Annotated in this window: 28 protein-coding genes; 17 read left to right on the forward strand and 11 right to left on the reverse strand. The window is 43.4% G+C overall.

The genetic code is table 11. From position 1 onward, the window contains the following. Positions 1 to 81 precede the first annotated feature (81 nt). From AB4307_RS09085 to AB4307_RS09110, 6 genes are all read left to right on the forward strand, one after another. A complete protein-coding gene (locus AB4307_RS09085; RefSeq protein WP_017061922.1) occupies positions 82 to 996 on the forward strand; it encodes a TIGR01777 family oxidoreductase in 915 nt (304 codons plus the stop codon). A 43-nt stretch (positions 997 to 1039) separates the two neighbouring features. Further along, positions 1040 to 1867, forward strand: coding sequence for an SDR family oxidoreductase (locus AB4307_RS09090; protein ID WP_372131675.1), 828 nt, complete (start codon positions 1040 to 1042; stop codon positions 1865 to 1867). 396 nt (positions 1868 to 2263) lie between these two features. Further along, positions 2264 to 3118 (forward strand): co-chaperone YbbN, encoded by an 855-nt coding sequence (locus AB4307_RS09095; RefSeq protein WP_017061924.1) that lies wholly within the window; start codon positions 2264 to 2266, stop codon positions 3116 to 3118. Positions 3119 to 3315: 197 nt separating this feature from the next. Further along, the gene (locus tag AB4307_RS09100) at positions 3316 to 4245 is read left to right on the forward strand and encodes an SPFH domain-containing protein (RefSeq protein ID WP_017063395.1); all 930 of its coding nucleotides are present in this window, start codon (positions 3316 to 3318) and stop codon (positions 4243 to 4245) included. A 3-nt stretch (positions 4246 to 4248) separates the two neighbouring features. Continuing rightward, positions 4249 to 4698, forward strand: a complete 450-nt coding sequence (locus tag AB4307_RS09105; protein ID WP_017061926.1) for an NfeD family protein — start codon at positions 4249 to 4251, stop codon at positions 4696 to 4698. Between the two features lie 319 nt (positions 4699 to 5017). Beyond that, the gene (locus tag AB4307_RS09110; protein ID WP_017061927.1) at positions 5018 to 5197 is read left to right on the forward strand and encodes a hypothetical protein; all 180 of its coding nucleotides are present in this window, start codon (positions 5018 to 5020) and stop codon (positions 5195 to 5197) included. Positions 5198 to 5273: 76 nt separating this feature from the next. Here the strand turns inward: AB4307_RS09110 and cueR are convergent, their stop codons facing one another. The 6 genes from cueR to zipA form a co-directional block, all read right to left on the reverse strand. Further along, positions 5274 to 5666 carry a Cu(I)-responsive transcriptional regulator gene (cueR, locus tag AB4307_RS09115; protein ID WP_017061928.1) on the reverse strand — a complete coding sequence of 131 codons (393 nt, stop codon included), beginning with the start codon at positions 5664 to 5666 and terminating at the stop codon, positions 5274 to 5276. Positions 5667 to 5759: 93 nt separating this feature from the next. Further along, positions 5760 to 6566, reverse strand: coding sequence for a DUF2057 family protein (locus AB4307_RS09120; protein ID WP_102320158.1), 807 nt, complete (start codon positions 6564 to 6566; stop codon positions 5760 to 5762). 98 nt (positions 6567 to 6664) lie between these two features. Then, on the reverse strand, positions 6665 to 7810 hold the full coding sequence (locus AB4307_RS09125; protein ID WP_372131677.1) for a porin: 1146 nt from the start codon (positions 7808 to 7810) through the stop codon (positions 6665 to 6667). Next, a complete protein-coding gene (locus AB4307_RS09130; protein WP_004734257.1) occupies positions 7791 to 7946 on the reverse strand; it encodes a hypothetical protein in 156 nt (51 codons plus the stop codon). The genes AB4307_RS09125 and AB4307_RS09130 overlap by 20 nt, the downstream gene beginning before the upstream one ends. Before the next feature lie 389 nt (positions 7947 to 8335). Further along, a complete protein-coding gene (gene ligA / locus AB4307_RS09135; protein WP_017065986.1) occupies positions 8336 to 10348 on the reverse strand; it encodes an NAD-dependent DNA ligase LigA in 2013 nt (670 codons plus the stop codon). Positions 10349 to 10440: 92 nt separating this feature from the next. After that, complete coding sequence (gene zipA / locus AB4307_RS09140; RefSeq protein ID WP_017061932.1) at positions 10441 to 11484, reverse strand: cell division protein ZipA; 1044 nt, start codon at positions 11482 to 11484, stop codon at positions 10441 to 10443. A 229-nt stretch (positions 11485 to 11713) separates the two neighbouring features. On the opposite strand from zipA, the gene cysZ reads away from it, so the two are divergent. From cysZ to crr, 5 genes are all read left to right on the forward strand, one after another. Then, the gene (gene cysZ, locus AB4307_RS09145) at positions 11714 to 12472 is read left to right on the forward strand and encodes a sulfate transporter CysZ (RefSeq protein WP_029235129.1); all 759 of its coding nucleotides are present in this window, start codon (positions 11714 to 11716) and stop codon (positions 12470 to 12472) included. Positions 12473 to 12709: 237 nt separating this feature from the next. Continuing rightward, positions 12710 to 13678: a cysteine synthase A gene (gene cysK / locus AB4307_RS09150; protein ID WP_017061934.1), complete on the forward strand. Its 969-nt coding sequence runs from the start codon at positions 12710 to 12712 to the stop codon at positions 13676 to 13678. 302 nt (positions 13679 to 13980) lie between these two features. After that, positions 13981 to 14238, forward strand: a complete 258-nt coding sequence (locus AB4307_RS09155) for an HPr family phosphocarrier protein (RefSeq protein ID WP_004734263.1) — start codon at positions 13981 to 13983, stop codon at positions 14236 to 14238. Between the two features lie 136 nt (positions 14239 to 14374). Beyond that, the gene (gene ptsI, locus AB4307_RS09160) at positions 14375 to 16099 is read left to right on the forward strand and encodes a phosphoenolpyruvate-protein phosphotransferase PtsI (protein WP_048660880.1); all 1725 of its coding nucleotides are present in this window, start codon (positions 14375 to 14377) and stop codon (positions 16097 to 16099) included. Positions 16100 to 16205: 106 nt separating this feature from the next. Further along, positions 16206 to 16715: a PTS glucose transporter subunit IIA gene (gene crr / locus AB4307_RS09165; protein ID WP_004737851.1), complete on the forward strand. Its 510-nt coding sequence runs from the start codon at positions 16206 to 16208 to the stop codon at positions 16713 to 16715. Positions 16716 to 17200: 485 nt separating this feature from the next. Here crr and AB4307_RS09170 read toward each other — a convergent pair whose 3' ends face one another. The 4 genes from AB4307_RS09170 to AB4307_RS09185 all read right to left on the reverse strand — a co-directional run bounded on the left by AB4307_RS09170 (position 17201) and on the right by AB4307_RS09185 (position 21336). Continuing rightward, complete coding sequence (locus tag AB4307_RS09170) at positions 17201 to 18334, reverse strand: flagellin (protein ID WP_102300543.1); 1134 nt, start codon at positions 18332 to 18334, stop codon at positions 17201 to 17203. Between the two features lie 296 nt (positions 18335 to 18630). After that, positions 18631 to 19764 (reverse strand): flagellin, encoded by a 1134-nt coding sequence (locus tag AB4307_RS09175; RefSeq protein ID WP_136973716.1) that lies wholly within the window; start codon positions 19762 to 19764, stop codon positions 18631 to 18633. A 121-nt stretch (positions 19765 to 19885) separates the two neighbouring features. Next, on the reverse strand, positions 19886 to 20809 hold the full coding sequence (locus AB4307_RS09180) for a Dyp-type peroxidase (RefSeq protein WP_137001211.1): 924 nt from the start codon (positions 20807 to 20809) through the stop codon (positions 19886 to 19888). Positions 20810 to 20874: 65 nt separating this feature from the next. After that, on the reverse strand, positions 20875 to 21336 hold the full coding sequence (locus AB4307_RS09185; protein WP_017060696.1) for a DUF2919 domain-containing protein: 462 nt from the start codon (positions 21334 to 21336) through the stop codon (positions 20875 to 20877). Positions 21337 to 21445: 109 nt separating this feature from the next. Here AB4307_RS09185 and AB4307_RS09190 point away from each other — a divergent pair, with 109 nt between their 5' ends. Together AB4307_RS09190 and AB4307_RS09195 are read left to right on the forward strand one after the other, a co-directional pair. After that, positions 21446 to 21790 carry a DUF2956 domain-containing protein gene (locus tag AB4307_RS09190; protein ID WP_017060697.1) on the forward strand — a complete coding sequence of 115 codons (345 nt, stop codon included), beginning with the start codon at positions 21446 to 21448 and terminating at the stop codon, positions 21788 to 21790. 12 nt (positions 21791 to 21802) lie between these two features. Beyond that, positions 21803 to 22135 carry a DUF4156 domain-containing protein gene (locus AB4307_RS09195; protein ID WP_017071060.1) on the forward strand — a complete coding sequence of 111 codons (333 nt, stop codon included), beginning with the start codon at positions 21803 to 21805 and terminating at the stop codon, positions 22133 to 22135. A 68-nt stretch (positions 22136 to 22203) separates the two neighbouring features. Here AB4307_RS09195 and AB4307_RS09200 read toward each other — a convergent pair whose 3' ends face one another. Next, positions 22204 to 22491 carry a winged helix-turn-helix domain-containing protein gene (locus tag AB4307_RS09200; RefSeq protein WP_004734273.1) on the reverse strand — a complete coding sequence of 96 codons (288 nt, stop codon included), beginning with the start codon at positions 22489 to 22491 and terminating at the stop codon, positions 22204 to 22206. A 205-nt stretch (positions 22492 to 22696) separates the two neighbouring features. Here AB4307_RS09200 and AB4307_RS09205 point away from each other — a divergent pair, with 205 nt between their 5' ends. From AB4307_RS09205 to AB4307_RS09220, 4 genes are all read left to right on the forward strand, one after another. Beyond that, positions 22697 to 23044, forward strand: coding sequence for an ArsC family reductase (locus AB4307_RS09205; RefSeq protein ID WP_372131679.1), 348 nt, complete (start codon positions 22697 to 22699; stop codon positions 23042 to 23044). Positions 23045 to 23142: 98 nt separating this feature from the next. After that, positions 23143 to 24279, forward strand: a complete 1137-nt coding sequence (gene dapE / locus AB4307_RS09210) for a succinyl-diaminopimelate desuccinylase (protein WP_017060700.1) — start codon at positions 23143 to 23145, stop codon at positions 24277 to 24279. A gap of 45 nt (positions 24280 to 24324) precedes the next feature. Next, positions 24325 to 24999: a M15 family metallopeptidase gene (locus AB4307_RS09215; RefSeq protein ID WP_017063385.1), complete on the forward strand. Its 675-nt coding sequence runs from the start codon at positions 24325 to 24327 to the stop codon at positions 24997 to 24999. An 8-nt stretch (positions 25000 to 25007) separates the two neighbouring features. Then, positions 25008 to 25217: a DUF2897 family protein gene (locus AB4307_RS09220; protein WP_017060702.1), complete on the forward strand. Its 210-nt coding sequence runs from the start codon at positions 25008 to 25010 to the stop codon at positions 25215 to 25217. Positions 25218 to 25317: the final 100 nt, after the last annotated feature.

A 25317-nucleotide genomic window follows, 5' to 3' on the forward strand; every position in this document is an offset into this window, starting at 1 on the left:
GATCGTTATAGTGATTTTTTCGTATTGATTGGCGACTAAAAACAAGCCATGTCTATAATTATGTTTAATAGGGAGATTGGTATGAAGATATTGTTAACGGGTGGTACTGGATTTATTGGCTCTGAATTGGTCAAGAGTTGGAACACTGACGACGTGACATTGCTGACGCGGAGTCCTGAAAATGCGAAGCAAAACCTAAATCACCTCAACCAGAACAACCTTCATTACATTCAATCCCTTGATGAGCTCAGTGATCTCAATGACTTTGATGTGGTGGTCAACCTCGCGGGTGAACCGATTGCCGATAAGCGTTGGAGTACAGAGCAAAAAGAGAGGATCTGTAACAGTCGCTGGCACATCACTGAAAAGCTGGTCGAATTAATTCATGCCAGTAACAACCCGCCACACGCTTTTATTAGCGGTTCAGCCGTCGGCTACTATGGCGATCAACAGCAGCACCCATTTGACGAGTCACTGCAAGTAGAAGATGAAAGCTTTCCTCATAAAGTCTGTGCCCACTGGGAAGAGATAGCCAAGAGAGCACAATCAGAAAGCACACGCGTGATACTACTGCGAACAGGGGTTGTACTTGGCGAGAATGGCGGCGCACTCAAGAAGATGCTATTGCCTTATAAACTCGGCGTCGGTGGTCCACTAGGTTCAGGTGACCAGTACATGCCATGGATTCACATTCTCGATATGGTGAGAGCCATCAATCACTTGTTGTCTATCCCTCACGCTCAAGGGGAATTCAATATGTGTGCCCCTCACCCTGTGACCAACAAACTGTTCAGCAGCACGTTAGCGAAACAATTAGGCCGACCGCATTTCTTATTCACGCCGAAATGGGCAATGTCGATTCTCATGGGGGAATCATCTTGTTTGCTATTTGACAGCATTCGCTCCAAGCCGAAGAAACTCACTGAGATGGGATTCATCTTTAGTTACTCAAGAATCGAGCCAGCACTAAAAAACTTGTTACAACATCAAGACTAATTCTTTACCCTAGAGCGATAGAGACTCTAATAAAGGATTAAGTGTGAACAAGTCGATTCTGATTACCGGTTGCTCAACAGGTATTGGCTATACATGTGCTCATGCACTTCAAAAGCGTGGTTTTCATGTCATTGCATCTTGTCGTGATCCACAAGATGTTCAACGCCTTCAAGATGAAGGCCTCACCAGTATTCAATTAGATCTTTCCAACCAAGAAAGTATTGAGCATGGCGCCAAGCTTGCTATTGATCTCGCACCTAATGGATTGTATGGATTATTCAATAACGGTGCTTACGGTCAAGCAGGGGCACTAGAAGACTTACCGACCCAAGGACTCAGAGAACAATTCGAAACCAACTTCTTTGGTTGGCATCATCTCGTCTGTCAGATCCTTCCGCACATGCGCGAGCGTGGCGAAGGTCGAATCGTACAAAACAGTTCCGTATTAGGTTTTGCAGCCATGAAGTATCGTGGTGCTTATAATGCTTCTAAATTCGCGATTGAGGGTTGGACAGATACCTTACGATTAGAACTGCATGGCAGCGGTATACAGATCTCATTACTGCAACCAGGGCCAATTGAGACTCAATTTAGAACCAATGCCTTGAAAGCGTTCAATAAATGGATCAACATTTCTGGCAGCGCCCACCAAGACGCTTACCAACAACAAAAAGATCGACTCGAAAAAGAATCATCGAATAACGCTTTTGTCCTGCCTCCAGAAAGTTGTATTGAGCCGGTATTCCATGCTCTCACCGCCGACAAACCCAAGCTAAGATACCGAGTTACGACCCCGACTAAAGTGTTCGCGGTATTGAAAAGGATTCTACCGAGTCGCTTGCTAGACCCTATTTTGAGAAAAGCTGCATAAATTACTAACTTTGAATGCAGAGTCGCAAACTTTAATGTAACGATGTAATTTTTCCGTAACAATAAGATGTCATGATTATCCTATCCCATCAGTTATTCCCAATTGATGGTTCTACTCTGGAAATCTCATGACTTTAAACCGCCTTAATTGGGTAGGTGTGGGTCTGGCAATTACGCTGTTTATACTGTTTTGAGTATCTCACGCAACGCCTCACTGACTACCTCGATGATAACGCTATGCCTTCCATGTTGAGATAACAACTCTATCAACATCGAAGCATAGCGTTTTTCTATTTTTGGTTCTTTTTATCCGAGATAACCGAGTTAGATCTTGAAGTTACCGACTAACCCCCCCATATTTGCAACGTATCCACAAAACAAACCTCAAGGAACGTAAATGCAATCTCCGCATATTGTTGAACTTAATGAGCAGAACTTTCGTCAAGTATTAGAAGGTTCGATGCAGACCCCTGTACTCATCCATTTTTGGGCACCAATGAGCCAAGAGAGCGCCCAAGTCATTCCTGAACTGCAAACTTTAACTCAGCAATACAACGGTGCCTTCACCTTAGCCCTGCTCAATTGCGAACAAGAGCAAGCTATTGCTAGCCAGTTTGGTGTTCAAGCACTGCCCACTATTGCACTGTTTGTTAATGGTCAGCCAGTCGATGGGCTCGGTGGCCCTCAAAGCATAGAAGCTATTGTCGATATGCTCAGCAAACACCTTCCTAGCCAAGATGAACTTGCTTTGCGTCAGGCTCTTGAGCAAATGCAAGCTGGCGAGCACACACAGGCACTAGCAGCAATGCAGCAACTTCCAGCAGAGCTGACGAATAAAGGTGAAGTAAAACTGGCGATCGCAGAGTGTTTGTTAGAAACGCAACAATTTGACCTTGCTGAAACTCAGCTAGCAACTATCCCTCTTGAGTACCAAGACAACTACTACAAAGGCTTAGTTGCAAAGCTTGAACTTCATAAACAAGCAGCAGACAGCCCTGAAATACAAGCATTAGAAGCCGCTCTTCAGCAAAATCCGAGCGACGCTAAAACAGCATCTGAATTAGCATTGCAATATCACCAAGTGAACCGCAGTGAAGAAGCTATGGATCTATTATGGTCTTTCCTAGCCAAAGATCTTAATGCTCTCGATGGTGACATGAAGAAAGAGTTCATGGACATCTTGAGTGCGCTTGGACAAGGTAACCCAGTTGCCAGTAAGTACCGTCGACAACTGTACTCTCTGCTTTACTAGTTAAACCTAAAAAGCCGTAGATTAAACATCGAAAATTGACAATTCAATCAATTAGTTTATCGCATAATAGAATGTAAAATGGGCCATAAAATCAATGATTTATGGCCCATTTCTCGTTTATAAATTTGCTCAGAATTTAAATATGAGCCAGTATCAATACTGAACTATCAAAAACTCAAACTTGCAAAGGATTTTGTATGCCTATTGATACCTTGATTACTATCGGCGTCTTTACTGCCGTCGCACTGTTATTTATCTTCGCTGGCGTAAAAACCGTTCCACAAGGCAACAACTGGACCGTTGAACGCTTCGGGCGATACACACACACCCTTAAACCGGGTCTTAACTTAATCATTCCATTTATTGATAAAGTTGGACAGCGCATCAGCATGATGGAGCGTGTTCTCGACATCCCAGCACAAGAAGTCATCTCCAAAGATAATGCAAATGTGGTTATCGATGCGGTTTGTTTTGTTCAAGTTATCGACGCGCCTAAGGCAGCTTATGAAGTGAATGACCTTGAACATGCGATCCGTAACTTAACCCTCACCAATATCCGTACTGTGCTTGGCTCGATGGAACTGGATGAGATGCTGAGTCAGCGTGACATGATCAATACCAAGCTACTGAACATCGTTGATGAAGCGACAAACCCTTGGGGCGTAAAAGTCACCCGTATCGAAATTAAAGACGTACAGCCACCAGCAGACCTTACTGCTGCGATGAATGCCCAGATGAAAGCCGAGCGTAATAAACGTGCTGATATCTTAGAAGCAGAAGGTGTACGACAAGCTGAGATCTTGAAAGCAGAAGGCCACAAGCAATCAGAGATCCTGAAAGCAGAAGGTGAGAAGCAAGCGGCAATATTGCAAGCAGAAGCCCGTGAGCGTGCCGCAGAAGCAGAAGCTAAAGCGACAGAAATGGTATCAACGGCAATTGCTCAAGGTGACATGCAAGCGGTCAATTACTTCATTGCACAAGGTTACACCGACGCATTGAAATCTATAGGCCAAGCTGAAAACGGCAAGATCATCATGCTACCACTCGAAGCAACTGGCCTTATGGGTTCTGTAGCGGGTATCGCGGAGATGTTTGCACATAAGAATGACAAAGGTAGTAAGGACTAACTTATGGTCGAATTACTAGAACAAGTAAACCACTGGCATTGGTTAGCGTTTGGTCTAGCATTGTTAGCGCTTGAGCTAATTGGAACCGCTGGTTACTTTTTATGGATAGGCATATCTGCCATGCTGGTCGGTGCCCTATTAGGAGCATTACCAATTGGTTGGCAGATGCAATGGCTGTCCTTTGCTAGCTTCTCTCTTATTACCACTTGGTTGTGGTGGAGAAGACAACTCTCGAATGACAAGCAATCGGATGCAGGGCGAGAGTTAAACCAAAGAGAAAAGCAATTGGTAGGTCAAACCGTTATTTTAAGTGAAGACGTAAAGAAAGGTAGCTGTCGAATTAAGTTCGGTGACTCTTCTTGGTCAGCAAAGGCCAGTCAAGATATTCCATCTGGAACCGAAATTAAGATTGTCGCTTTAGACGGAATCGTTCTAATAATAGAACCTTTATAAACAAGAGCTATATGAAGCCTGCATTTTCAATAAATGCAGGCTTTTTCTATTTTTGAACCTTAATAATATTCGAATTATCATTGCGATAGATTGAATTGAAAAAAAAATAAGTTCTTATTTCGTAAAGCTAAAAAGTTTGATTGAGCTAAAAAGGTATAAGAAAGCCAGATTTCTTACCCAATATATATATGAATAGTTAACCTTACTCTCGCTTATTTATAATTATTAAAAATGTTAAGTCCGTCCAATTTTTGAAATTTTCTTTTCCTTGTCCATACTTTCAATTATCTCAATTAGAGATAAACCTAATGGAGTTTGTATGAGACATTTTTTAATAATTCTAACGGCTATTTTCAGCTTGTCATTTGGAAGCGCTCTAGCGAGCAGTCAGTCTCCTGGTAACGGAAACATGGGGCCTATCGTTAAGTGTTCAGATGGTAACGCAGTCACTCATGTACCACTGTTGATCTGTAAACATTACGGCGGAAAGGTGCTGTGATAGGTGCTGTGATAGGTGATTAAAGTCAGGCTAGTAATGAAATTGCTGCCTGACGATTATTTAGAACTGGAATAACCTAACTGCGGCCAGATAGATTATTCAAGATAGGACATTCCGTTGAAGTATCTCCAGGGCAGTCATGTACCCAAGATTGTAGCTGCACCTTCATCTTGTTTAACTCCGCAAGCTTCAACTCTATTTCATCTAACTTCTGAGTAGCCTTCTTCTTTACTTCGTAGCTTTGTCTGTTGGGATTCATTGCCAACTCAACCAGTGACTTACACTCATCGAGAGTGAAACCAACCATTTTAGCTCTCAAAACGAACTCTAACTGTTCGATATGAATCTCGCCATATTGCCTGTAACCATTTTCTGATCGGTGCGGTGGGCTCATCATGCCTTTACTTTCGTAAAAACGAATGGATTTCGCTGTTGTACCAACACGCTTCGCTACTTCACCAATATTCACAATCTTACCTGTAAGCCTAAAATGAAAAACCGCAGTACTGCTGTTATACAATACTGCGGCTGAAAAACATAGCTAGGGTGTAACGTTAGAAACTTACTCTTGTTCTAACAACCAAATCATAGTTTGAGATTTTTCTTCACTGTCTAGCTTATTGAACCAGTATGAAACCATTTCGATCTCTTTTGAGCCTTCTAGTAATGCTGGGTTAGCGTTCTTACGGTTCTTGAATGCCCAATCTGTTACTGCAGATTGCTCTTCTTTGGTTGCTTCACCATACCAGTAATTCACCATCTCTTGTGCTTGTGATGCTTTTGGCTCTTCAGCAACTACTGCTGCTACTGGAACAGCCGCGACTGGAGCAACCGCGATAGCTGTATGATTATTTGCACCGTTATAAATTGTGTCGATATACGCCTTTGGTACGATAAAAGTCGTGCTCATGACTGAGTTTTGGCCTTCAAGCGTAAATTCTAAATTCTTTTGTCTTGCTTGCTGAATATCAGCGTCACTTAATGGAAACTTAATATATTGAGTCTTAGTACAGTGCTCGCTGCAGCTTTCTCTTGGTACTTGTCTATCTTCTAATTCTATCGTTTTACCAAAAAAACTAACCGTTTCGTACTCTTTGTAACTTTGGAAGTAACTCACGTCCATAGTAATTGAAGATTCTGGGGCAGTATTTGGTGTTACTTCTTTATTGTATGTAAAGTAAAGCGACGACTTGAGAATGTCTGCGCCTACATTTGCTCTATTTTCTGCTACGTAAGATTGACCGGTTACTTTAATGTAACCACCTTTGGGCTGTACATCCGCAACTGAATCTGCAAAATTGCTTTGTGAATCAAGTGAACTACAAGCTCCCAAAAATAATGATAATACAACGACACTAACTTTATTCATTATGACTAATTCCTTATGTTCACTATGGAAAAACGCTGGCAAAAAGATTTACCAGCGTTTTGATTTTAATTTAACTGTTTTAAGCAGATAACTTTAACTTAGAAACCGTACTCAAGACCAATGCGAGTTACGATATCTGATGAAACCTCACCGCGGTCATTGTCAGTAAAGCTACGGCTTGCTACACGTAGATAAGGTACAAAGCCATTATCCACGTACATAAGTTGACCAGAGATAGTATCACTCTTATCTGTTGCGCTCGCTTTTAGAGAAGAATTTGAAGCAGTTGTTCCAGATAACTCTGCATCATCATTCGCTGCGTAGCCTAGTTTAAAGCCCCATGGACCATTCCAGTATTGGCCAATAATAGAGTATGAGTCTTGAGTATATTTGCGAGAACCGTTATCAATTTCTTCGCCTTTGTATGCTGCTGCAATACCAAAGCCTGCTGGTAGGCTTGCTTCAAAGCCTACAATATAAGCGAATGTATCGTCTTTATAACCATCTACTGCAGCTGTACAATCAGGTGTACCTGGTGCATCAGGGTCAAATACACAAGACTTTGCTGTATCTCCAACAACACGAGTACCAGACTCAACACCACCCATAAATGTTACTTTTTCAAAGCTGTACTTAGCGCTCGCGCCAAAGAATTCTGAATCACGAGTCGCCGCGCCACCACCATTGTCGTTATCATCACGACCAACAGAAGCTGCAAAAGAGAAACCACCGAATTTTGGCGAATCGTAACGAACTTGGTTAGATTGACGATCGTAATGACCGTTGATACCGCCCCAATCGAATACAGAACCTAGACCAGGGTTAGAGAATGGCCAATCGACGATTTCGTATAATGGCGTAAGAACACGACCCACACGTAGATTACCCCAAGAGCCAGAAGCGCCAACGAAAGTATCACGGAAACCAAGCACACCACCTGAAACGCCGCCATGACCCCAGTCTGTGCTATCTACGTAGCCAGATTCAATCTGCATTGTAATTAATACGTCATCAAACATCTCTTTATGAGCACGGAAGCCGATACGAGATTCATTCTCTACAGCGTAGCCACTGCTCGCATCATCTTGATCTGTTGTGTTGTAGTTAACTAGAGAGATAGCTGCAACACCGTATACGTCAACGTTGAAATCAGAGTTGATACCAACTTCTTTCGCCATTACGCCTGTCGATAAAAGTGCAACCGTTGCACCTAGTAGAGTACGTTTAAAAAATTTGTTTTCCATGGAATAAAACTCCTAAAAATGGATATAGCTGTTTGAATATTCCCCGCCTAAAGTTGGCCGCCGTAGAGAGAAATACCTTTTCTTGTTTGAGAACCCTAAACTCTGAATTCTCTATTTCCTTTCTGGTTATACACATCATGTGCATCCATGGCATTAAGACTAACTTCGCCCTCAAAAAGATCAATGAGAACTTAATTTTCATCTAAAAAAATATGAGTTGGTGCAAATTTAATAGGTACTTAGTGATCCAGATCGATAAATAGAAAAATCCTCACCAAAACAAAATCAATACCAATAAATTCAACAACTTGAGGTAATTATCACTTTGTAAAAATAGATATGACTCGCAATTATGATACAACTAGAATGGTATTTCATTAATGTTGAGCGGCATCACTGTCCCTTTTTGAGAGTTCGTATAGGTACAAAATTCTCAACAATTAAAAAGGCATCTAATTTGCAGCAGACACAAAAAAAGCACTCCCTTTAAAGGAGTGCTTTTGAGCTTTTTTTACCTTGGTTTACTTACGAAATAAGTGCAATTAGATCTTCTTCTGTTCTTATTTCGATACCTAAATCTTGTGCTTTAGTCAGTTTAGAACCAGCGGCTTCACCCGCGAATAAGATATCCGTTTTCTTAGACACGCTACCGGTTACTTTTGCACCTAAAGCCTGCAAAGCGGCTTTCGCTTCACTACGACCTAATTGCGACAATGAACCCGTCAACACAACCACTTTACCTTCTAACGGTAGATCTTGGTCATCCGCAACAGCTTCGATTGCAGGCCAGTTAACACCAAGCTCTAGCAACTGCTCGACTACAGCTCTGTTTTTCTCCTGCGAGAAGAAGCTCGTGAGGTGACTTGCTACGATGTCACCAATATCTGACACTTCAACTAACTGTTCATGGGTTGCTGCTTGAACCAACTCCAACGTCTTGAAGTGTTGAGCTAAGTTCATAGCCGTCGCTTCACCGACTTCACGAATACCGAGTGAATAGAGGAAACGTGCTAACGTTGTGTCTTTGGCTTTATTCAGCGCACTCACCACATTTTGCGCCGATTTAGGCCCCATACGATCAAGAACTGTAATTACGCCCGCGCTAAGCTTGAACAAGTCAGCGGGCGTTTCTACCATTTCACGGTCCACAAGCTGCTCTATCACTTTTACGCCAAGGCCATCGACATCCAACGCCTTTCTCGACACAAAGTGCTTAAGCGCTTCTTTACGCTGTGCCTGACACACTAGACCGCCAGTACAACGCGCTACAGCTTCCCCCTCGACACGCTCAACCGTAGAGCTACATACAGGGCAAGCATCAGGGAAAACAATGTCTCTAGCCGTTTCAGGGCGACGATCTAGTACAACAGCCACAATTTGCGGAATAACATCACCTGCACGGCGAATAATAACGCTGTCGCCTACCTTCACGCCTAAACGCGCAATCTCATCGGCATTGTGTAAAGTGGCATTGCTGACTGTCACGCCACCAACGAAGATAGGTTCAAGTTTAGCAACCGGCGTAATAGCGCCAGTACGGCCCACCTGAAATTCAACGTCATTGAGCAGTGTAATCTCTTCTTGAGCTGGGAACTTATAAGCAATTGCCCAACGTGGCGCTCGTGCAACAAAGCCAAGTACTTCTTGAGCCGCGATATCGTCGACTTTGATAACAACGCCATCAATCTCGTAAGCCAGAGCATCACGACGAGTCATAATATCTTGGTAATAGGCTTTCACGTCTTCGAGAGAGCTCAGTTGCTTAGTCTCGGGGCACATAGGTAAGCCCCAACCTTTAAGCTGTAAAAAGCGTTGGTAGTGACTATTTGATAGCTCAGCGCCTTGTACAACACCGACACTGTATGCGTAGAAAGCTAGCGGACGTTTCGCAGTAATACGAGAATCAAGCTGACGCAGGCTACCTGCGGCGGCATTACGTGGGTTAACAAATACTTTCTCGCCTTTCTTCAACGCCATCTCATTCAACTTATCGAAACCCGCTTTTGGCATAAACACTTCGCCACGAACTTCAATACGCTGCGGCCAGCCTTCACCTTGTAACTTAAGTGGGATAGAGCTGATCGTACGCACGTTTTCAGTGATGTTTTCACCCGTCGCACCGTCACCACGTGTCGCAGCCTGAACTAAAATACCATTCACATAGAGTAGGCTAACTGCAAGGCCATCAAGCTTAGGTTCACAACAGAAAGTCTTGAGGTTAGCGGTTGGCGCTCTATCAGACATTCGCTTATTGAACGCATCCAAATCTTCATCAGAGAAAGCATTGTCCAGAGAAAGCATTGGGATCTCATGAGTCACTTGAGTGAAACCATCGAGAGGCTGACCACCAACACGTTGGCTCGGAGAATCTACCGTCACTAGTTCCGGGTTCTCTTCTTCGATCTTTAGCAATTGCTGCATTAATCGATCGTACTCGACATCAGGGATCTCAGGGCTATCTTCTACGTAATAACGAACGGCGTGATAATGCAGAGTTTCTCTTAACTGCTCTAAGGTAACTTGAATCGATTCTTTCATATCATTCTCTATCGTGATTGAAATATCAAAAAGGGCTCCCTTAGGAGCCCTTTTCTATAAATATAGATTATTTACAAGGCTAAACAATACGGCTAGGCATTCGATGCCGTCATAAAGTCTCTGATTTGCTTGCGGTAGTCAGATAAACGGTTTGGTGTCATTAAGTTGCGTGACTCATCCAACACGTTTCCGCCCATATCGTCAGCAATTTTCTGCGCCGCACTCAGCATCACATTGAAGTTTTGATCAGCTTGACCATAACAAGGCAACGTCATAAAGAACGAAATACCTTTAGTCGTGAAGTCAGCAGGATCATCATGTTCTAGCGTTCCTGGCTGCATCATGTTTGCAACGCTGAAAATAACCTTTGGTGCATCTGTAGATTGTGCAAAGCAGTGGTAAATAGACATCTCACCATAAGTTAAACCGTTGTTCTCCATGCTGCGGAAAAGTTCAGTCCCAACGAATGGGATCTCTCCAGCACAGTGAACATTAAGAACGATCACTTCTAAACCAAGTTCTTCATCTGGTTTTGCTTCTTCAACAGTCGCACTTTGCGGAGTCACGACTTCTTTCGCAACAACGGGCTCTCTTTGAGTAAGCGTTTCGTTTGGAACGACTGGCTCATCAACTGTTTCAGAAGGCTCTTCAAACGAACCGTACTGCACTTTAAAGCCGGCATGGTTTTCTTTTTGCTCGTCAGTCAACTCAAAGCTTGGAACTTCAGGCTCAACGTCCTTCTCTTCCTCAATCACTTCAGGTTCACTTTCAACCTTAATTGGGTCTTCTACGCTGAAAGAAGGAAGATCATTTAATTCGATATCATCTTCGTAAGCTTCTTTCGCTTGTGGCGCTGTTAGCGGATCTGAGTCGATCAGCGGATCAGTATCAGAGGGTGAAACAGCAAAATCCGGCTCTTTACGTTCTTTTCGGATTATCTCAAAATCATCTTCTGGGGCGAATGAACGGTTTGGAATAGTTTCTGCTTCATCTAAGCTGTCGTTATCAAGCTTACCGAGCGGCTTATCTCCAAACTTTGCTTTCCCTTCTTTTTTACTCGTCCATAGACCATGGAACAATAATGCGGCGATAGCTAATGCGCCAACAATAATGAGTACAAATCGCAATTCCTGCATTTTTCGCTCTCAGCTTTCTTAGTCAACTAGCTATAAACACGCTGTCACTAAGTTGGGTTAATTTGGCTAATCTCACTACTCTATCAAAAGTAGCCACTGTTTTAGAACAACTTAATACAATTAGTTCCTTACATGGTGTGATTTTCACCACGCTTTTTTTCTTAATTTCGGTCGAGTACACTAGACATGTTTGCTATTTAACCAAATTCACATGTGACCTAATTTAAATATGACTATTGAATCTGTTCCCCGCTCCGGCTTTGGCTATTTTATTTTCGGAATAAAAATCGCTTTATCACCGAGCATTCGTAAGTTTGTACTAATGCCACTTATCGCGAACGTGTTACTCGTTGGTGGTGCCTTGTTTTATATCTTCTCCAACCTAAACACTTGGATTGAAGGTTGGATTGGTGCATTGCCAAGTTTCTTGTCGTGGTTGTCATACATTTTATGGCCATTACTTGTGTTAACCGTCTTGGCCACATTCTCGTATTTCTTTAGCACGCTCGCTAACTTCATTGCCGCACCGTTCAACGGTTTACTCGCGGAAAAAGTTGAAGAGTTGTTGAGCGGTAAAAAAGTTAATGACGATGGTTTACTTGATGTCCTCAAAGATACCCCACGTATATTAGCGAGAGAATGGCGCAAGCTTGTCTACATTCTGCCAAAAGCGATCGGTTTATTCCTACTTTTGTTAATTCCAGCACTAGGGCAAACCGTTGCTCCGTTTTTATGGTTCATTTTCACAGCATGGATGTTAGCGATTCAATACGCCGACTACCCGTTCGATAACCATAAAATCAAATTTGATGACATGAGAAACAATTTGAAACAAAAACAAGGTAAGAGCTACAGCTTTGGCGCGCTTGTTTCTGTGTTCACTACTATTCCAATTTTAAACCTGATTGTGATGCCCGTTGCCGTTTGTGGCGCGACAGCAATGTGGGTTGCTGAGTTTAAAGACCAAGCTCTACGTTCTCGTCTATAGTTCTCGTCTCTAACCCTTTCTACACTTCCTAGTTTCGCCTATCTTTTTGAAGTTCTGATTTCAATAAAGATAGGCGTCAATTCTGCTACATATCTATATGATATAACTTTTTAATCCTTTTACCTTTTTTTCAACTTGTTTAATCTAAATTCAAGCTGAACAAACATCGAAAGACACTAGACGGTAAAGTGATTGATATACTACGTTTAGTTCTGTCATTAAATGAAGGAATATCGCATGAGCAAGATCTACGAAGACAACACCCTAACGATTGGTAACACACCTCTAGTCCGCCTTAACAAAGTAAGCAAAGGTAACGTCCTAGCTAAGATCGAAGCTCGTAACCCAAGCTTCAGTGTTAAGTGCCGTATCGGTTCTAATATGATCTGGGAAGCAGAAAAAGCAGGTACGCTTAAGCCAGGTATCGAGCTTGTTGAACCGACTAGTGGTAACACAGGTGTTGCACTTGCATTCGTAGCAGCAGCACGCGGTTACAAACTAACGCTAACTATGCCTGAATCAATGAGCCTAGAACGTCGTAAGCTGCTTAAAGCGCTTGGCGCAAACCTTGTGCTAACTGAAGCACCAAAAGGCATGAACGGCGCGATTGCTAAAGCAGAAGAGATTGTTGCTTCAGACCCAGACAAGTACCTACTACTTCAACAGTTCAACAACCCTGCTAACCCACAGATTCACGAGCAGACGACTGGTCCTGAAATTTGGGAAGCAACAGACGGCGAAATCGACGTGTTTGTAGCGGGTGTTGGTACGGGCGGTACTATCACTGGTACGAGTCGTTACATTAAAGGTGAAAAAGGCAAAGCGATTACTTCAGTCGCGGTTGAGCCGGCTGAGTCTCCAGTGATTGCACAGGCACTTGCAGGTGAAGAAATCAAACCAGCTCCACACAAAATTCAAGGTATCGGTGCAGGTTTCATCCCTGGAAACCTAGATTTAGAGATTATTGACCGTGTTGAATCGGTAACTTCTGAAGAAGCGATTGAGATGGCTCAACGCCTAATGAAAGAAGAAGGTATTCTTGCAGGCATCTCATCTGGCGCGGCAGTTGTAGCAGCAAACAGAATCGCCGAACTACCTGAATTTGCAGGAAAAACTATCGTTACTGTACTACCAAGCTCTGGTGAGCGTTACCTAAGCACAGCCCTATTTGCTGGCATCTTTACGGAAAAAGAGAACCAACAATAATATGTGGTCAAATCAATTTTTCGTCCAAAAAAGCCCCGTTTAGGGGCTTTTTTGTTGATCCCTGCCCCACCTTTGGTAATATCAGGTCTGTTTTATTTTTCGCTTCAAAATAAAAGAAGCAATAAACAAATTCTGAAAGTCATGAGTACTCAGCAAAAGACGACCATGGCTGGATAAAAATTTATAACCAGTCTAAGTTCTAACACGAACATGGCGTACTAGCCTCTAGCGCATTTGGGCTAAAGCAGTTAAGCTAATCTGGTTACAAACTTACAAAAAATAAATTAATTGGGGTATATAAAATGTACGAGAAGCAAGTAGAAATCACAGCAGAAAACGGTCTTCACACTCGTCCAGCTGCACAGTTCGTTAAAGAAGCAAAATCTTTCGACGCTGACATCACCGTGACTTCTAACGGCAAAAGCGCTAGCGCGAAAAGCCTGTTCAAACTACAAACTTTAGGCCTAGTAAAAGGTACTAACGTTACTATTTCAGCTGAAGGTCCTCAAGCTCAGCAAGCAGTAGACCACCTAGTTGCTCTTATGGATCAACTACACTAATACGGTCTCCTTCTTTCAAAGCCATTTTGCATAGCAAAGTGGCTTTGTTCGAAATAGATAGGAATAAGCGCGACATTAGTCGACGACTTAAAGTCACACACTCTCCCGTTTACAGTTGAACAACTAAGGTAAGGCTATGATTTCAGGCATCCTAGCATCTCCTGGTATTGCTTTCGGTAAAGCACTACTACTTCAAGAAGATGAAATTGTCCTAAACACTCAATCTATCTCTGACGACCAAGTTGAAGCAGAAGTACAGCGTTTCTTTGACGCTCGTAACAAATCTTCTCAACAACTTGAAGTTGTTAAGCAAAAAGCACTTGAAACTTTTGGCGAAGAAAAAGAAGCAATCTTTGAAGGCCACATCATGCTGCTTGAAGATGAAGAGCTAGAAGAAGAGATTTTAGCACTCATCAAGAAAGACAAGATGCACGCAGACAACGCGATCCACACTGTGATCGAAGAGCAAGCTGTTGCACTAGAGTCTCTTGATGATGAGTACCTAAAAGAACGTGCAACTGATATCCGTGATATCGGTACTCGTTTCGTTAAAAATGCTCTAGGCATCAACATTGTATCTCTAGCAGATATCAATGAAGAAGTTATCCTAGTAGCTTACGACCTAACGCCATCTGAAACTGCACAAATCAACCTAGACTACGTTCTTGGTTTCGCTTGTGACATCGGCGGTCGTACATCTCATACTTCAATCATGGCACGTTCTCTTGAGCTTCCAGCTATCGTTGGTACTAACGATATCACTAAGCAAGTTAAGAACGGCGACATGCTTGTGCTAGACGCGATGAACAACAAGATCATCATCAACCCTTCTGAAGCTGAACTAGCAGAAGCTAAGAAAATCAAAGCAGATTTCGAAGCAGAAGCGGCTGAACTAGCAAAACTAAAAGATTTACACGCTGAAACTCTAGACGGTCACCGTGTAGAAGTTTGTGGCAACATCGGTACAGTAAAAGACTGTGACGGTATCCTGCGTAACGGCGGTGAAGGCGTTGGTCTGTACCGTACTGAATTCCTATTTATGGACCGTGACGCGCTTCCTACTGAAGAAGAGCAATACGTTGCTTACAAAGAAGTAGCAGAAGCAATGGAAGGCGAGTCAGTGATTATCCGTACTATGGATATCGGTGGCGACAAAGACCTACCATACATGGACCTTCCACAAGAGATGAACCCGTTCCTAGGCTGGCGTGCAGTACGTATCAGCTTGGATCGTCGTGAAATCCTACGTGACCAACTACGTGGCATCCTACGTGCATCTGCACACGGTAAACTACGTATCATGTTCCCAATGATCATTTCTGTTGAAGAGATCCGTGAACTGAAAAAAGCAATCGAAGAGTACAAAGTTGAACTTCGCGCTGAAGGCCTAGCTTTCGATGAAGAAATCGAAATCGGCGTAATGGTTGAGACTCCAGCAGCTGCTGCAATCGCACACCACCTAGCGAAAGAAGTATCTTTCTTCTCTATCGGTACTAACGACCTAACGCAATACACTCTTGCGGTAGACCGTGGTAACGAAATGATTTCTCACCTATACAACCCACTATCTCCTGCTGTTCTTACAGTAATCAAGCAAGTGATCGACGCATCACACGCTGAAGGTAAGTGGACTGGTATGTGTGGTGAGCTTGCTGGTGATGAGCGTGCAACGCTACTTCTACTTGGTATGGGTCTAGATGAGTTCTCTATGAGCGGTATCTCTATCCCTAAAGTTAAGAAAGTAATCCGTAACTCTAACTTCGCTGAAGTTAAAGCTATGGCTGACGAAGCACTATCTCTACCAACAGCTGCTGAAATTGAAGCTTGCGTAGAAAAGTTCATCGCTGAGAAAACTCAGTAATCGCCAATCGCTTAATAACGTTAGACGGCTAAAAATAGTCGTCTAATTTGTTAGATTGGTATAGTATATTCTACAGAATAAAACTAAACGTTAGGAGCATGACACAATGGGTCTGTTTGACAAACTGAAAAAGCTTGTATCTGATGACAGCGCTGATGCTGGTGCAATCGAAATCATCGCACCTCTTTCTGGTGAAATCGTAAACATCGAAGATGTGCCAGATGTAGTTTTCGCTGAAAAAATCGTTGGTGACGGCATCGCGATCAAACCAGCTGGCGACAAAATGGTAGCTCCAGTTAACGGTACTATCGGTAAGATCTTCGAAACTAACCACGCATTCTCTATCGAGTCTGACGACGGTGTTGAGCTTTTCGTTCACTTCGGTATCGATACTGTTGAACTTAAAGGCGAAGGCTTCACTCGTGTAGCTGAAGAAGGTCAATCTGTTAAAGCTGGTGACACTATCATCACTTTCGACCTAGCGCTTCTAGAAGAGAAAGCAAAATCTACGCTTACTCCAGTTGTTATCTCTAACATGGACGAAATCAAAGAGCTGAACAAGCTTTCTGGTTCTGTAACTGTTGGCGAAACTCCAGTTCTTAAAGTAACTAAGTAATCTCGATTACTTATCTGCTTTAATTAAAACGCTACCTAAGGGTGGCGTTTTTTGTGCCTGCTATATAGTTCTAATGCCAGATTACCAGCCGCTTTGGCCTTATACCTAACAACTACAAATCCCCTTCTTCTTTGGGCCTCTCACGAACAGAGATCCCTGACATCTCGCTCGGTTCGATTCTGGGATGACGATTAAACACTATGGTTTAAGCCTGAGTGATTGTTACTCAAACCGACCTCTTCTATACAGTTAGCTATAGAGTCACCAATACCCAACTCCCGTCATTCCCTACAGTGAGGCACGAACGTGATAGGGAATCTCGCTTTCCAATCAACTACCAACACCACAACTCCCCTCTCTTCTCCAAATTTCAGGCAATAAAAAACCCAGCCGAAGCTGGGTCTGTTTAGCGCTCATCTCTCACCACGAGCTAATTTGTGGAAGCCTAACGTCAACACTATCGGTCAACGTGGCTTTTCAATCGATTAACCTAGTAGGCTAAGTGCCGAGTTCGGTGCTTGCTTCGCTTGAGCAAGAATCGAGCTTGAAGCTTGAGAAAGGATCTGAGACTTAGTCATCTGAGTCGTTTCTTTCGCGAAATCGGTATCTTTAATACGGCTCTTAGATGCGTTAACGTTCTCGTTAATGTTGTCTAAGTTGCTGATAGCGTGATCGAAACGGTTTTGGAAAGCACCTAGCTCAGCACGGTGGCTGTCTACATACTTAAGGGCCGCATCGATTACTGCTACAGACTCTTGTGCGCCGCCAACAGATGTTACGTCGATAGTATCAACCGTTACGTCTTTAGCTGCTTGAATACCTAGCTCGCCCGCAAGACCGCCAGAGAAAGACACATCGCCGCTCACTTTGTTGTTGCCTGTGAACATTTGTAGCTTGCCGTCTTCAGTAACAGACGCTTTAACAGAATCTTGTTGACCGTTGATGTAAGTCGCTAGCTCTTCGATGTCATCACCCGCTTTTGCGCTGATGTCGATTTCTTGTGCTTGGCCGAAGTTGTCAGTGAACGACAGTTTTAGGTCGTTAGAGCCCGCTTGAACGTTCCAGTCTTTGTCTTTCGCGTTCTCAGTTTGGTAGCTCTTACCACCCATCTGAGCGTTATCAGAGCGCATGTCTTTCAGTTGAAGCATTACAGCTTCACCGTTATCCGCACCGATTTGGAATGATTTAGTACCGTGAGTACCGTTAAGCAGCTTGTTACCACCAAAAGACGTCGTTTCCGCGATACGGTTCAGTTCGTCGTTCAGTGCTGTTACTTCTTCTTGAATCGCTACACGCTCAGATTTTGAGTTTGAGCCGTTTGAAGATTGTAGAGACAAATCACGCATACGTTGCAGGATGTTAGTCGTCTCGTTCATTGCACCTTCAGCAGTTTGTGCAATTGAGATACCGTCGTTCGCGTTACGTACAGCAACATCAAGGCCACGACTTTGAACGTTCAAACGGTTCGAGATTTGTAGGCCCGCAGCGTCATCTTTTGCGCTGTTGATTTTAGAGCCAGAAGCTAGACGCTCCATTGATGTTTGTTGTGCGCTGTTTGCGTTGTTTAGGTAACGTTGCGCAGTCATCGCTGAAACGTTTGTATTTACATTCACTGCCATGGTGATTTCTCCAATTGATTTTCCGATATTGCGGTTTCCGACGTCTCGGAAAACCAAGTAGTTCTCTCAAAGTTACTTTTAATAACGGCGTAATTGACGAAACCTTTAGGAAAAAAACAATAAAATTAAAGAAATAGCGATAAAGGAGAAGAAAGCGTGACTGGTAATAAATTTATCAAAAAAAGATAAGAAAAACGCTAAAGTTGTCGAGAAATCCGTCGAGCGAGGTTTTGTGTTTTTATTAACCAAAGAAGCCAAATAAACTGAAATGGTGTTATGAGATTTAAAGTAATTGATTAACCTAACAAGGTTAAGGCAAGGTTAGGTGCTTGCTTCGCTTGAGCCAGAATAGTGGTGCTAACTTGCTGCAGAATTTGCTGCTTTAGCATCTGAGTCGTTTCCTTGGCGTAATCGGTATCTTTGATTCGACTGTTTGAGGTCGCCAAGTTTTCATGAACATTTTCAAGGTTGTTAATGGCGTGGTCGAAGCGGTTTTGCATTGCGCCTAATTCAGAGCGATGGCTATCCACGTACTTCATCGCGGTATCTAAAATAGAAACAGCACGCTGCGCACCACCCACATCCGTCACATTGATGTCATTCACCGACTCATAGTAACCCGCTGACATCGACAGTTCACTCGCGAGTGAACCAGAGAAAGAGATAGTGCCAGAGGTATCTTCACCAGACATGTAGATTTGAAGCTGCCCATCATCATTAACCGAAGCTGAGACCAGATCCGTTTGACCATTGATGTAGGTCGCCAACTCTTCAATGTCATCGCCGACTTTCGCATTAATGATGATCTCTTGAGGCTGGCCAAAACGATCGGTAAACGACATCGTCATATCATTCTGGTTTGATTTCACTGCCCATGAATCACTGGCCATGCCATTAGCAACGTAGCTAAAGCCTCCCATGTTGATGTCATCAGTACGCATACTTTTCAAACCAATCTGCACGGCTTCGCCCGAACTGCCACCAATCTGAAATGACGTACTACCAAAATTACCATTGAGAAGTTTTTTGCCACCAAAAGAAGTGGTCTCTGCAATACGATTCAGCTCATCGTTTAAGGCGGTAATCTCTTCTTGAATCGCCGTTCTTTCCGACTGGCTATTTGAACCGTTGCTTGCTTGTAGAGACAAGTCGCGCATGCGCTGCATGATATTGGTGGTTTCATTCATCGCGCCTTCAGCGGTTTGCATGATAGATATACCATCATTCGCATTACGCACAGCGACATCAATACCACTCATCTGCGCTTCCAAGCGGTTCGAAATTTGTAGCCCTGCAGCATCGTCTTTAGCGCTGTTAATACGACTCCCTGAAGCCAAGCGCTCCAAAGATTGGTTCAGCATGTTATTGGCATTAGAGAGGTTTCTCTGGGCCACCAGCGCTGAGACATTGGTATTAACAGTTATAGCCATAGACCTTCGCTTACAAAAAGAGGAATAAAACTCACGATTGCTCTTATATCGACCAATTCATATAAAGCTTTAATAAAAAAGGAGCCCTGAGGCTCCCTTTGTTTATTCTTTTTGAGACGACTTACTTAATCGTTAATGCACTCAACATCTCAGTTGAAGGAGCAAAGTAATACGCGCCAGTCACCGCTTTAGTAAAGCGAAGCAGTTGGTCTGTTTTGCCATCAGTTACGCCGTACATGCTCTCTAACATCGCATCGAAGTTATGACGAACGTTACAGTAAGCAATGAACAATAAGCCGTGGTCGCCCGTAGCAGTACCGTAAGGTAGACTGTGGCGAACAATCTTAAGCCCCTTGCCTTCTTCTTTGATATCCACACGGCCAACGTGAGACGCCGCAGGAACATCATCTAACTCAATTGAATCAGGTTTAGTTCGGCCAATCACTTTCTCTTGTGCCGATACATTCAAACGATTCCAAGCTGGCAGGTTATGCACAAAACGCTGCACCATTACATAACTACCACCAGCGAATTCACCCTCAGGCACAATAGCGACTTCAGCACGTTGTGCGTCTTTCGGGTTTTCAGTGCCATCAACAAAGTCTGTCATGTCACGAGAGTCTAGGAAGCGATAACCATAAGTTTCATCAACCACTTCAACATCAGCTGCTACTTCAGATAGCAATTTACGCAAGATAAAGAAGTGCAGATCATGTCGGTTTGAATGACAGTGAATCAGAACGTCAGACAGTGTGCTCGGTGCTGTGATATCACCTTCACCCAGCACAGGGAAGTCGATCAAATCAGCGGGCGCTGCTTGCTCGAACCTATCCCAAAAAGCTTTTGAGAACGCAACCGATGCCGTTAAGTTCGCATCAGGCTGAGTTTGGTTTAGTTCGTCGATTAGAGTCGGAAGCTTTTGAATTTCTGCTAGTACATTAGCAGTATTAGCGTTCACTTTAAGTTGAACGTAAAGCGCGAAAGGCCCAGCTTCAGGCAAAATAGCACTTTGAACGTTAGGCTGCTCATTTGAAACATTAAGCATAGATTATTCCTTCCAGTTTTAGCTTCTAAGTATAATTGTGAATGGGACAAATGTTTTGATGAGAATCAGTCTTCGAGCTCAACCACTTTAAAGCAATCCCTTGCAGCATGGCTATTGGTTAGATAAAGCGCTAACCACAGCAGCAACAATAGGGTGATGCCATTTGACCAACGGAACCATCCGTTATCCAAATAGATTAAATAAATCGTATGGGAGCCCTGTGCCAAGATAGCCATCATGGTAACCCAACGTCCCCATGACACGACTTTGTTAAGGCGCTTTCTATCTGGCGATCTTAGCCCAAATAACCACATCAGCAGCAAACTAGGCACACTCAACGCGATCCCGACATAAAACATCTGATGGTCTGGGTAGATTATCTCAAGAATATCGGTTCCCGATTCTCGGCTTGCGCCTGCAACAATGAAAACGACCAAGGCTTTCGCAAGAAACAACCAACCTAGCCAGAGCAAGATTGGAGCTTTCAAAAAGCCGTGCTTGTCGTATTGTTCTATGGAGTACCGCACAAATCTCACTTTCACTTATTTTCAAACCAACACTTTAACGCAAATCATTCATACTTAACTAGCTTTGCGTTATCTTAGTAGCCAATCCGTTTTAATTGTCGAACTCAGTATGAAAAACAAAACTAATACGCCCTCTGTTGAATCTCAACAGGAAGCACTGAAGATAGCCAAAGCGACTCAAAAGCCAGCTCAAACCAAAGAACAAACTAAACTGATTGCTCAGGGTATCGAGAAAGGCATCGCACTGTACAAGAAACAGCAAAAAGAACGCAGCCGCCAAGCCGATAAAGCGAAGAAGCGCGTACAGAAAGAAAAACAGACTCAACAAGCTAATCAACACCAAGAAGACACGATCGAAACAAGTGTTGAAACACCATCAAATCACGCCACTAAACTGCCGTGGTTACTACTGTTCGCAAGCTGGGTAGGCTTCGCGATTTATTTGATGCAATAGCAGGGTAAACGTATGAAAAAGGAATTAGTCGCTTTGGCTATGAGTGGCATGTTACTCGGGTGTACCAAACCCACATCAACGCCTCATAGTAAAGCGGACAAGGTACAAATGGATTACCACGGCCTGATTAACATCGAGCAGTGTGAGTATAAAGGGGAAATCACTGGCAGCGAAGGTCATTGGTACAGCTACTTGTTCTTTCCCAATGACACCCTGATTCAAGGTGCGATGAATGAGCTTAAATCGAATGCCATTGAGCTAGGCGCAGACACCGTCATCTTTACCCTACCCCAAGATTTCAGCACTTCCGTGACTATGCTTGGTACCGCCTACCTGTGCGAGTAAGCAACTAAAGCGGCATATCGATATGCTTTGATTTTATGACACCCAAAAGAAAGCCAGCTTTCGCTGGCTTATGCACTAAATCCAAGGCTTGTTGCTATATCGCCTTTACGCTGGATAACCCATTGACTGTCAAATGGCCCCCAGTCGGATAACTGGTAATAGCCATCATTATGACGTCGCCCATCTTGAACAAACATAAGTTCGATACCGATCCCCGGTAACGCCTTGAGTACATCTTGAATAGTACGACGAGGCCACCCCGTTTTTTCGATGAGTTTAGGCACATTTGGCCTATCAAGGCTTTCCACTAACAATGCTAAATATAGCCGCCTTGCAAAAACAGGACTCAACTCCATTGACACCTCCTATATATGTGCAGCTCAATTATTTCTTTTTTCGCTGACAACATGTTGAGGCTGATCAATAAGTCTCCAATAGTGACATTTTCTTACGCTTTTTTTTCACTCTATGAAATATTCATCACTCTATTTTGTCTGAGTTGCTGCTTCCTGATAGGATTCAACTCATAACAATGAAATAAAATCACTCAAAGGAAGAATAATGACTATCACCATGTTTGGTATCCCAAATTGCGACACCATTAAAAAAGCAAAGAAATGGCTCGAAGCTGAAGGTATCGAGTTCGAATTTCACGATTATCGCAAACAAGGCATCACAGAAGAGCTAGTAACAAGCTTCTGCTCTGAGCTAGGTTGGGATCTTGTGCTAAACAAACGTGGTACGACTTATCGCCAACTTTCTCAAGAACAGAAAGACACCCTAACAGAAGAAAAAGCGGTGACTTTGCTAGTTGAACAACCTGCCATGATCAAGCGCCCAATCTTAAAAGTCGAAGGTAAGCTTCACATCGGATTTAAAGCCGACCAATACGCGGCTATTTTTGCTTAGATCGTTGTATTTACATAGACAGACAACTGGACGTTGATCATTGAATCAGCTTCTAAAAATTAATGACTAGACGTTTTATTTAAACAAGGAATTCAAGGATGACAGATAGCCCAACTTTGGCTCTGGCAAAAGACCTAATCAGCCGTCAATCGGTAACACCAGAAGATGCAGGCTGCCAAGACCTGATGATTGAACGCTTAAAAGCACTCGGTTTTGAAATCGAAGTGATGGTATTTGAAGATACGACCAACTTCTGGGCTCGTCGTGGTACTGAAGCGCCTCTGTTTGCTTTTGCTGGTCACACTGATGTGGTACCTGCAGGCCCAATCGAACAGTGGAACACTAAGCCATTCGAACCGACTATCGTAGACGGTTTCCTACATGGCCGTGGCGCTGCTGATATGAAAGGCTCTCTGGCTTCAATGATTGTTGCCGTCGAGCAGTTCATTGCCAAACACCCAGACCACACAGGCTCAATTGGTTTCCTGATCACTTCAGATGAGGAAGGTCCTTTCATCAACGGTACTGTACGTGTTGTTGAAGCATTAATGGCGCGCGGTGAAAACATCGATATGTGTATCGTTGGTGAACCATCGAGCACTGAGTTCGTGGGTGATGTCGTGAAGAACGGCCGTCGTGGCTCTATCACTGGCGACCTAACGATTAAAGGCACACAAGGTCATGTTGCCTACCCTCACCTAGCAAACAACCCAGTACACAGCTCTCTGCTTGCTATTAATGAGCTAGCAACAACTGAGTGGGATAAAGGTAATGATTACTTCCCGCCAACCAGTTTCCAAATTCCAAATGTGAGTGCGGGTACTGGTGCTTCAAACGTGATCCCTGGTGAGTTTAATGTTCAGTTTAACCTACGCTTTAGTACAGAGTTAAGCAACGACATCATCGTTGAGCGCATCACAACGACACTCGACAAGTATGATTTCGAATACGACCTAAGATGGACATTCAATGGCGACCCGTTCTTAACAGACGCAGGTTCACTGCTTGATGCTATTGTTGATGCAGTGGGTCACGTCAATGATGTGAAACCAGCACTGCTAACGACTGGCGGTACATCTGATGGTCGCTTTATTGCACGTATGGGCGGACAAGTGGTTGAACTAGGCCCTGTGAATGCAACGATTCACAAGGTTAACGAATGCGTGAAGGTAGCCGATTTAGAAAAGCTAACTGACATGTACGAAAGAACATTAGTGAACCTATTCGCTAAATAGTCTTTCATCAGCGATTCATAGCATCCAATTATTGAGAGACTCGTTATGACACCAGAGCAGCTTACCGGACAATCAGATTCTCATCTAGAGCCTAGCCTGATCGGCACCAAGACCTTCTTGGTCCACAGTGAGGTTAAGAATGACCTGAATAATTTGATTGAAGCTGCTCAGCTCGCTGGTTTTAAAATGGAGATTGCCAGTGGCTTTCGCGACTATGAAAGGCAATCTCTGATTTGGAACCGTAAGTTTTCTGGCGAAGCTCCGATATTAGATTCAGAAAGCCAACCTCTTGATGCTTCAAAACTGACCGAACAACAAAAGCTATCGGCTATCCTGAGATGGTCTGCGCTTCCCGGCGCGAGTCGTCATCATTGGGGTTGTGACTTCGATGTCTTTGCTCGTAACCACTTACCTGAAGGCATACATCTGCAATTAGAACCATGGGAATACCTTACTGGCCACCAGCAATCGTTTTACCAATGGCTATCAGTTCATGCTGCACAATTTGGTTTCTTCTTTCCTTACAGCCAAGATTTGGGTGGTGTGGCGATCGAACCATGGCATATCAGCCATCGCAAAGTATCGGAGTCGTGTTTATCACAGTTATCTCCGACTTTACTTGGCAAGCAACTCCAATCTAAGCCAGTATTAGGGTATGAGATTATTATGGAGCAGCTAGACGAGATCTATGCACGCTTCGTAGCGAATATCAGTCATTAGGAGCGCTTATGTTGGAGTGGCTTACAAACCCTTGGGTTATCATCATCATCGTAGTTAGCGTTGTTGTGGGTAACATCGCAGCGCTCAAACAGACAGCCAATATGGATCTGACGGGGCGTGGTAAAACTGAGCGAGATTTAGATAAGCTCAATCGCTCGGATAAACTTAACCAAGAGAAAGCTGAAAAAGAAGAATCCAAAGACAATAAAGACGCATAGCCTTTTGCTTTGGCTAATCAGCTTGATTGACCAATGTAGCCTGATGACAACGAATACAATAAAAAAGAGGACGCTTTTGCGAGTATATAGTAAAAAGTAT

The sequence above is a fragment of the Vibrio sp. 10N.261.52.C2 genome (assembly GCF_041471425.1).
In the GTDB taxonomy this organism is placed as follows: domain Bacteria; phylum Pseudomonadota; class Gammaproteobacteria; order Enterobacterales; family Vibrionaceae; genus Vibrio; species Vibrio crassostreae_C.

Excerpts from the sequence above, each read along its gene's own strand:
- AB4307_RS09085 (WP_017061922.1), top strand. The coding sequence starts at position 82 with ATGAAGATATTGTTAACGGGTGGTACTGGATTTATTGGCTCTGAATTG.
- AB4307_RS09095 (WP_017061924.1), top strand. The coding sequence starts at position 2,264 with ATGCAATCTCCGCATATTGTTGAACTTAATGAGCAGAACTTTCGTCAA.
- AB4307_RS09100 (WP_017063395.1), top strand. The coding sequence starts at position 3,316 with ATGCCTATTGATACCTTGATTACTATCGGCGTCTTTACTGCCGTCGCA.
- AB4307_RS09105 (WP_017061926.1), top strand. The coding sequence starts at position 4,249 with ATGGTCGAATTACTAGAACAAGTAAACCACTGGCATTGGTTAGCGTTT.
- AB4307_RS09110 (WP_017061927.1), top strand. The coding sequence starts at position 5,018 with ATGAGACATTTTTTAATAATTCTAACGGCTATTTTCAGCTTGTCATTT.
- AB4307_RS09120 (WP_102320158.1), bottom strand. The coding sequence starts at position 6,566 with ATGAATAAAGTTAGTGTCGTTGTATTATCATTATTTTTGGGAGCTTGT.
- AB4307_RS09125 (WP_372131677.1), bottom strand. The coding sequence starts at position 7,810 with ATGGAAAACAAATTTTTTAAACGTACTCTACTAGGTGCAACGGTTGCA.
- AB4307_RS09130 (WP_004734257.1), bottom strand. The coding sequence starts at position 7,946 with ATGTGTATAACCAGAAAGGAAATAGAGAATTCAGAGTTTAGGGTTCTC.
- ligA (WP_017065986.1), bottom strand. The coding sequence starts at position 10,348 with ATGAAAGAATCGATTCAAGTTACCTTAGAGCAGTTAAGAGAAACTCTG.
- zipA (WP_017061932.1), bottom strand. The coding sequence starts at position 11,484 with ATGCAGGAATTGCGATTTGTACTCATTATTGTTGGCGCATTAGCTATC.
- cysZ (WP_029235129.1), top strand. The coding sequence starts at position 11,714 with ATGACTATTGAATCTGTTCCCCGCTCCGGCTTTGGCTATTTTATTTTC.
- cysK (WP_017061934.1), top strand. The coding sequence starts at position 12,710 with ATGAGCAAGATCTACGAAGACAACACCCTAACGATTGGTAACACACCT.
- AB4307_RS09155 (WP_004734263.1), top strand. The coding sequence starts at position 13,981 with ATGTACGAGAAGCAAGTAGAAATCACAGCAGAAAACGGTCTTCACACT.
- ptsI (WP_048660880.1), top strand. The coding sequence starts at position 14,375 with ATGATTTCAGGCATCCTAGCATCTCCTGGTATTGCTTTCGGTAAAGCA.
- crr (WP_004737851.1), top strand. The coding sequence starts at position 16,206 with ATGGGTCTGTTTGACAAACTGAAAAAGCTTGTATCTGATGACAGCGCT.
- AB4307_RS09170 (WP_102300543.1), bottom strand. The coding sequence starts at position 18,334 with ATGGCAGTGAATGTAAATACAAACGTTTCAGCGATGACTGCGCAACGT.
- AB4307_RS09175 (WP_136973716.1), bottom strand. The coding sequence starts at position 19,764 with ATGGCTATAACTGTTAATACCAATGTCTCAGCGCTGGTGGCCCAGAGA.
- AB4307_RS09180 (WP_137001211.1), bottom strand. The coding sequence starts at position 20,809 with ATGCTTAATGTTTCAAATGAGCAGCCTAACGTTCAAAGTGCTATTTTG.
- AB4307_RS09190 (WP_017060697.1), top strand. The coding sequence starts at position 21,446 with ATGAAAAACAAAACTAATACGCCCTCTGTTGAATCTCAACAGGAAGCA.
- AB4307_RS09195 (WP_017071060.1), top strand. The coding sequence starts at position 21,803 with ATGAAAAAGGAATTAGTCGCTTTGGCTATGAGTGGCATGTTACTCGGG.
- AB4307_RS09200 (WP_004734273.1), bottom strand. The coding sequence starts at position 22,491 with ATGGAGTTGAGTCCTGTTTTTGCAAGGCGGCTATATTTAGCATTGTTA.
- AB4307_RS09205 (WP_372131679.1), top strand. The coding sequence starts at position 22,697 with ATGACTATCACCATGTTTGGTATCCCAAATTGCGACACCATTAAAAAA.
- dapE (WP_017060700.1), top strand. The coding sequence starts at position 23,143 with ATGACAGATAGCCCAACTTTGGCTCTGGCAAAAGACCTAATCAGCCGT.
- AB4307_RS09215 (WP_017063385.1), top strand. The coding sequence starts at position 24,325 with ATGACACCAGAGCAGCTTACCGGACAATCAGATTCTCATCTAGAGCCT.
- AB4307_RS09220 (WP_017060702.1), top strand. The coding sequence starts at position 25,008 with ATGTTGGAGTGGCTTACAAACCCTTGGGTTATCATCATCATCGTAGTT.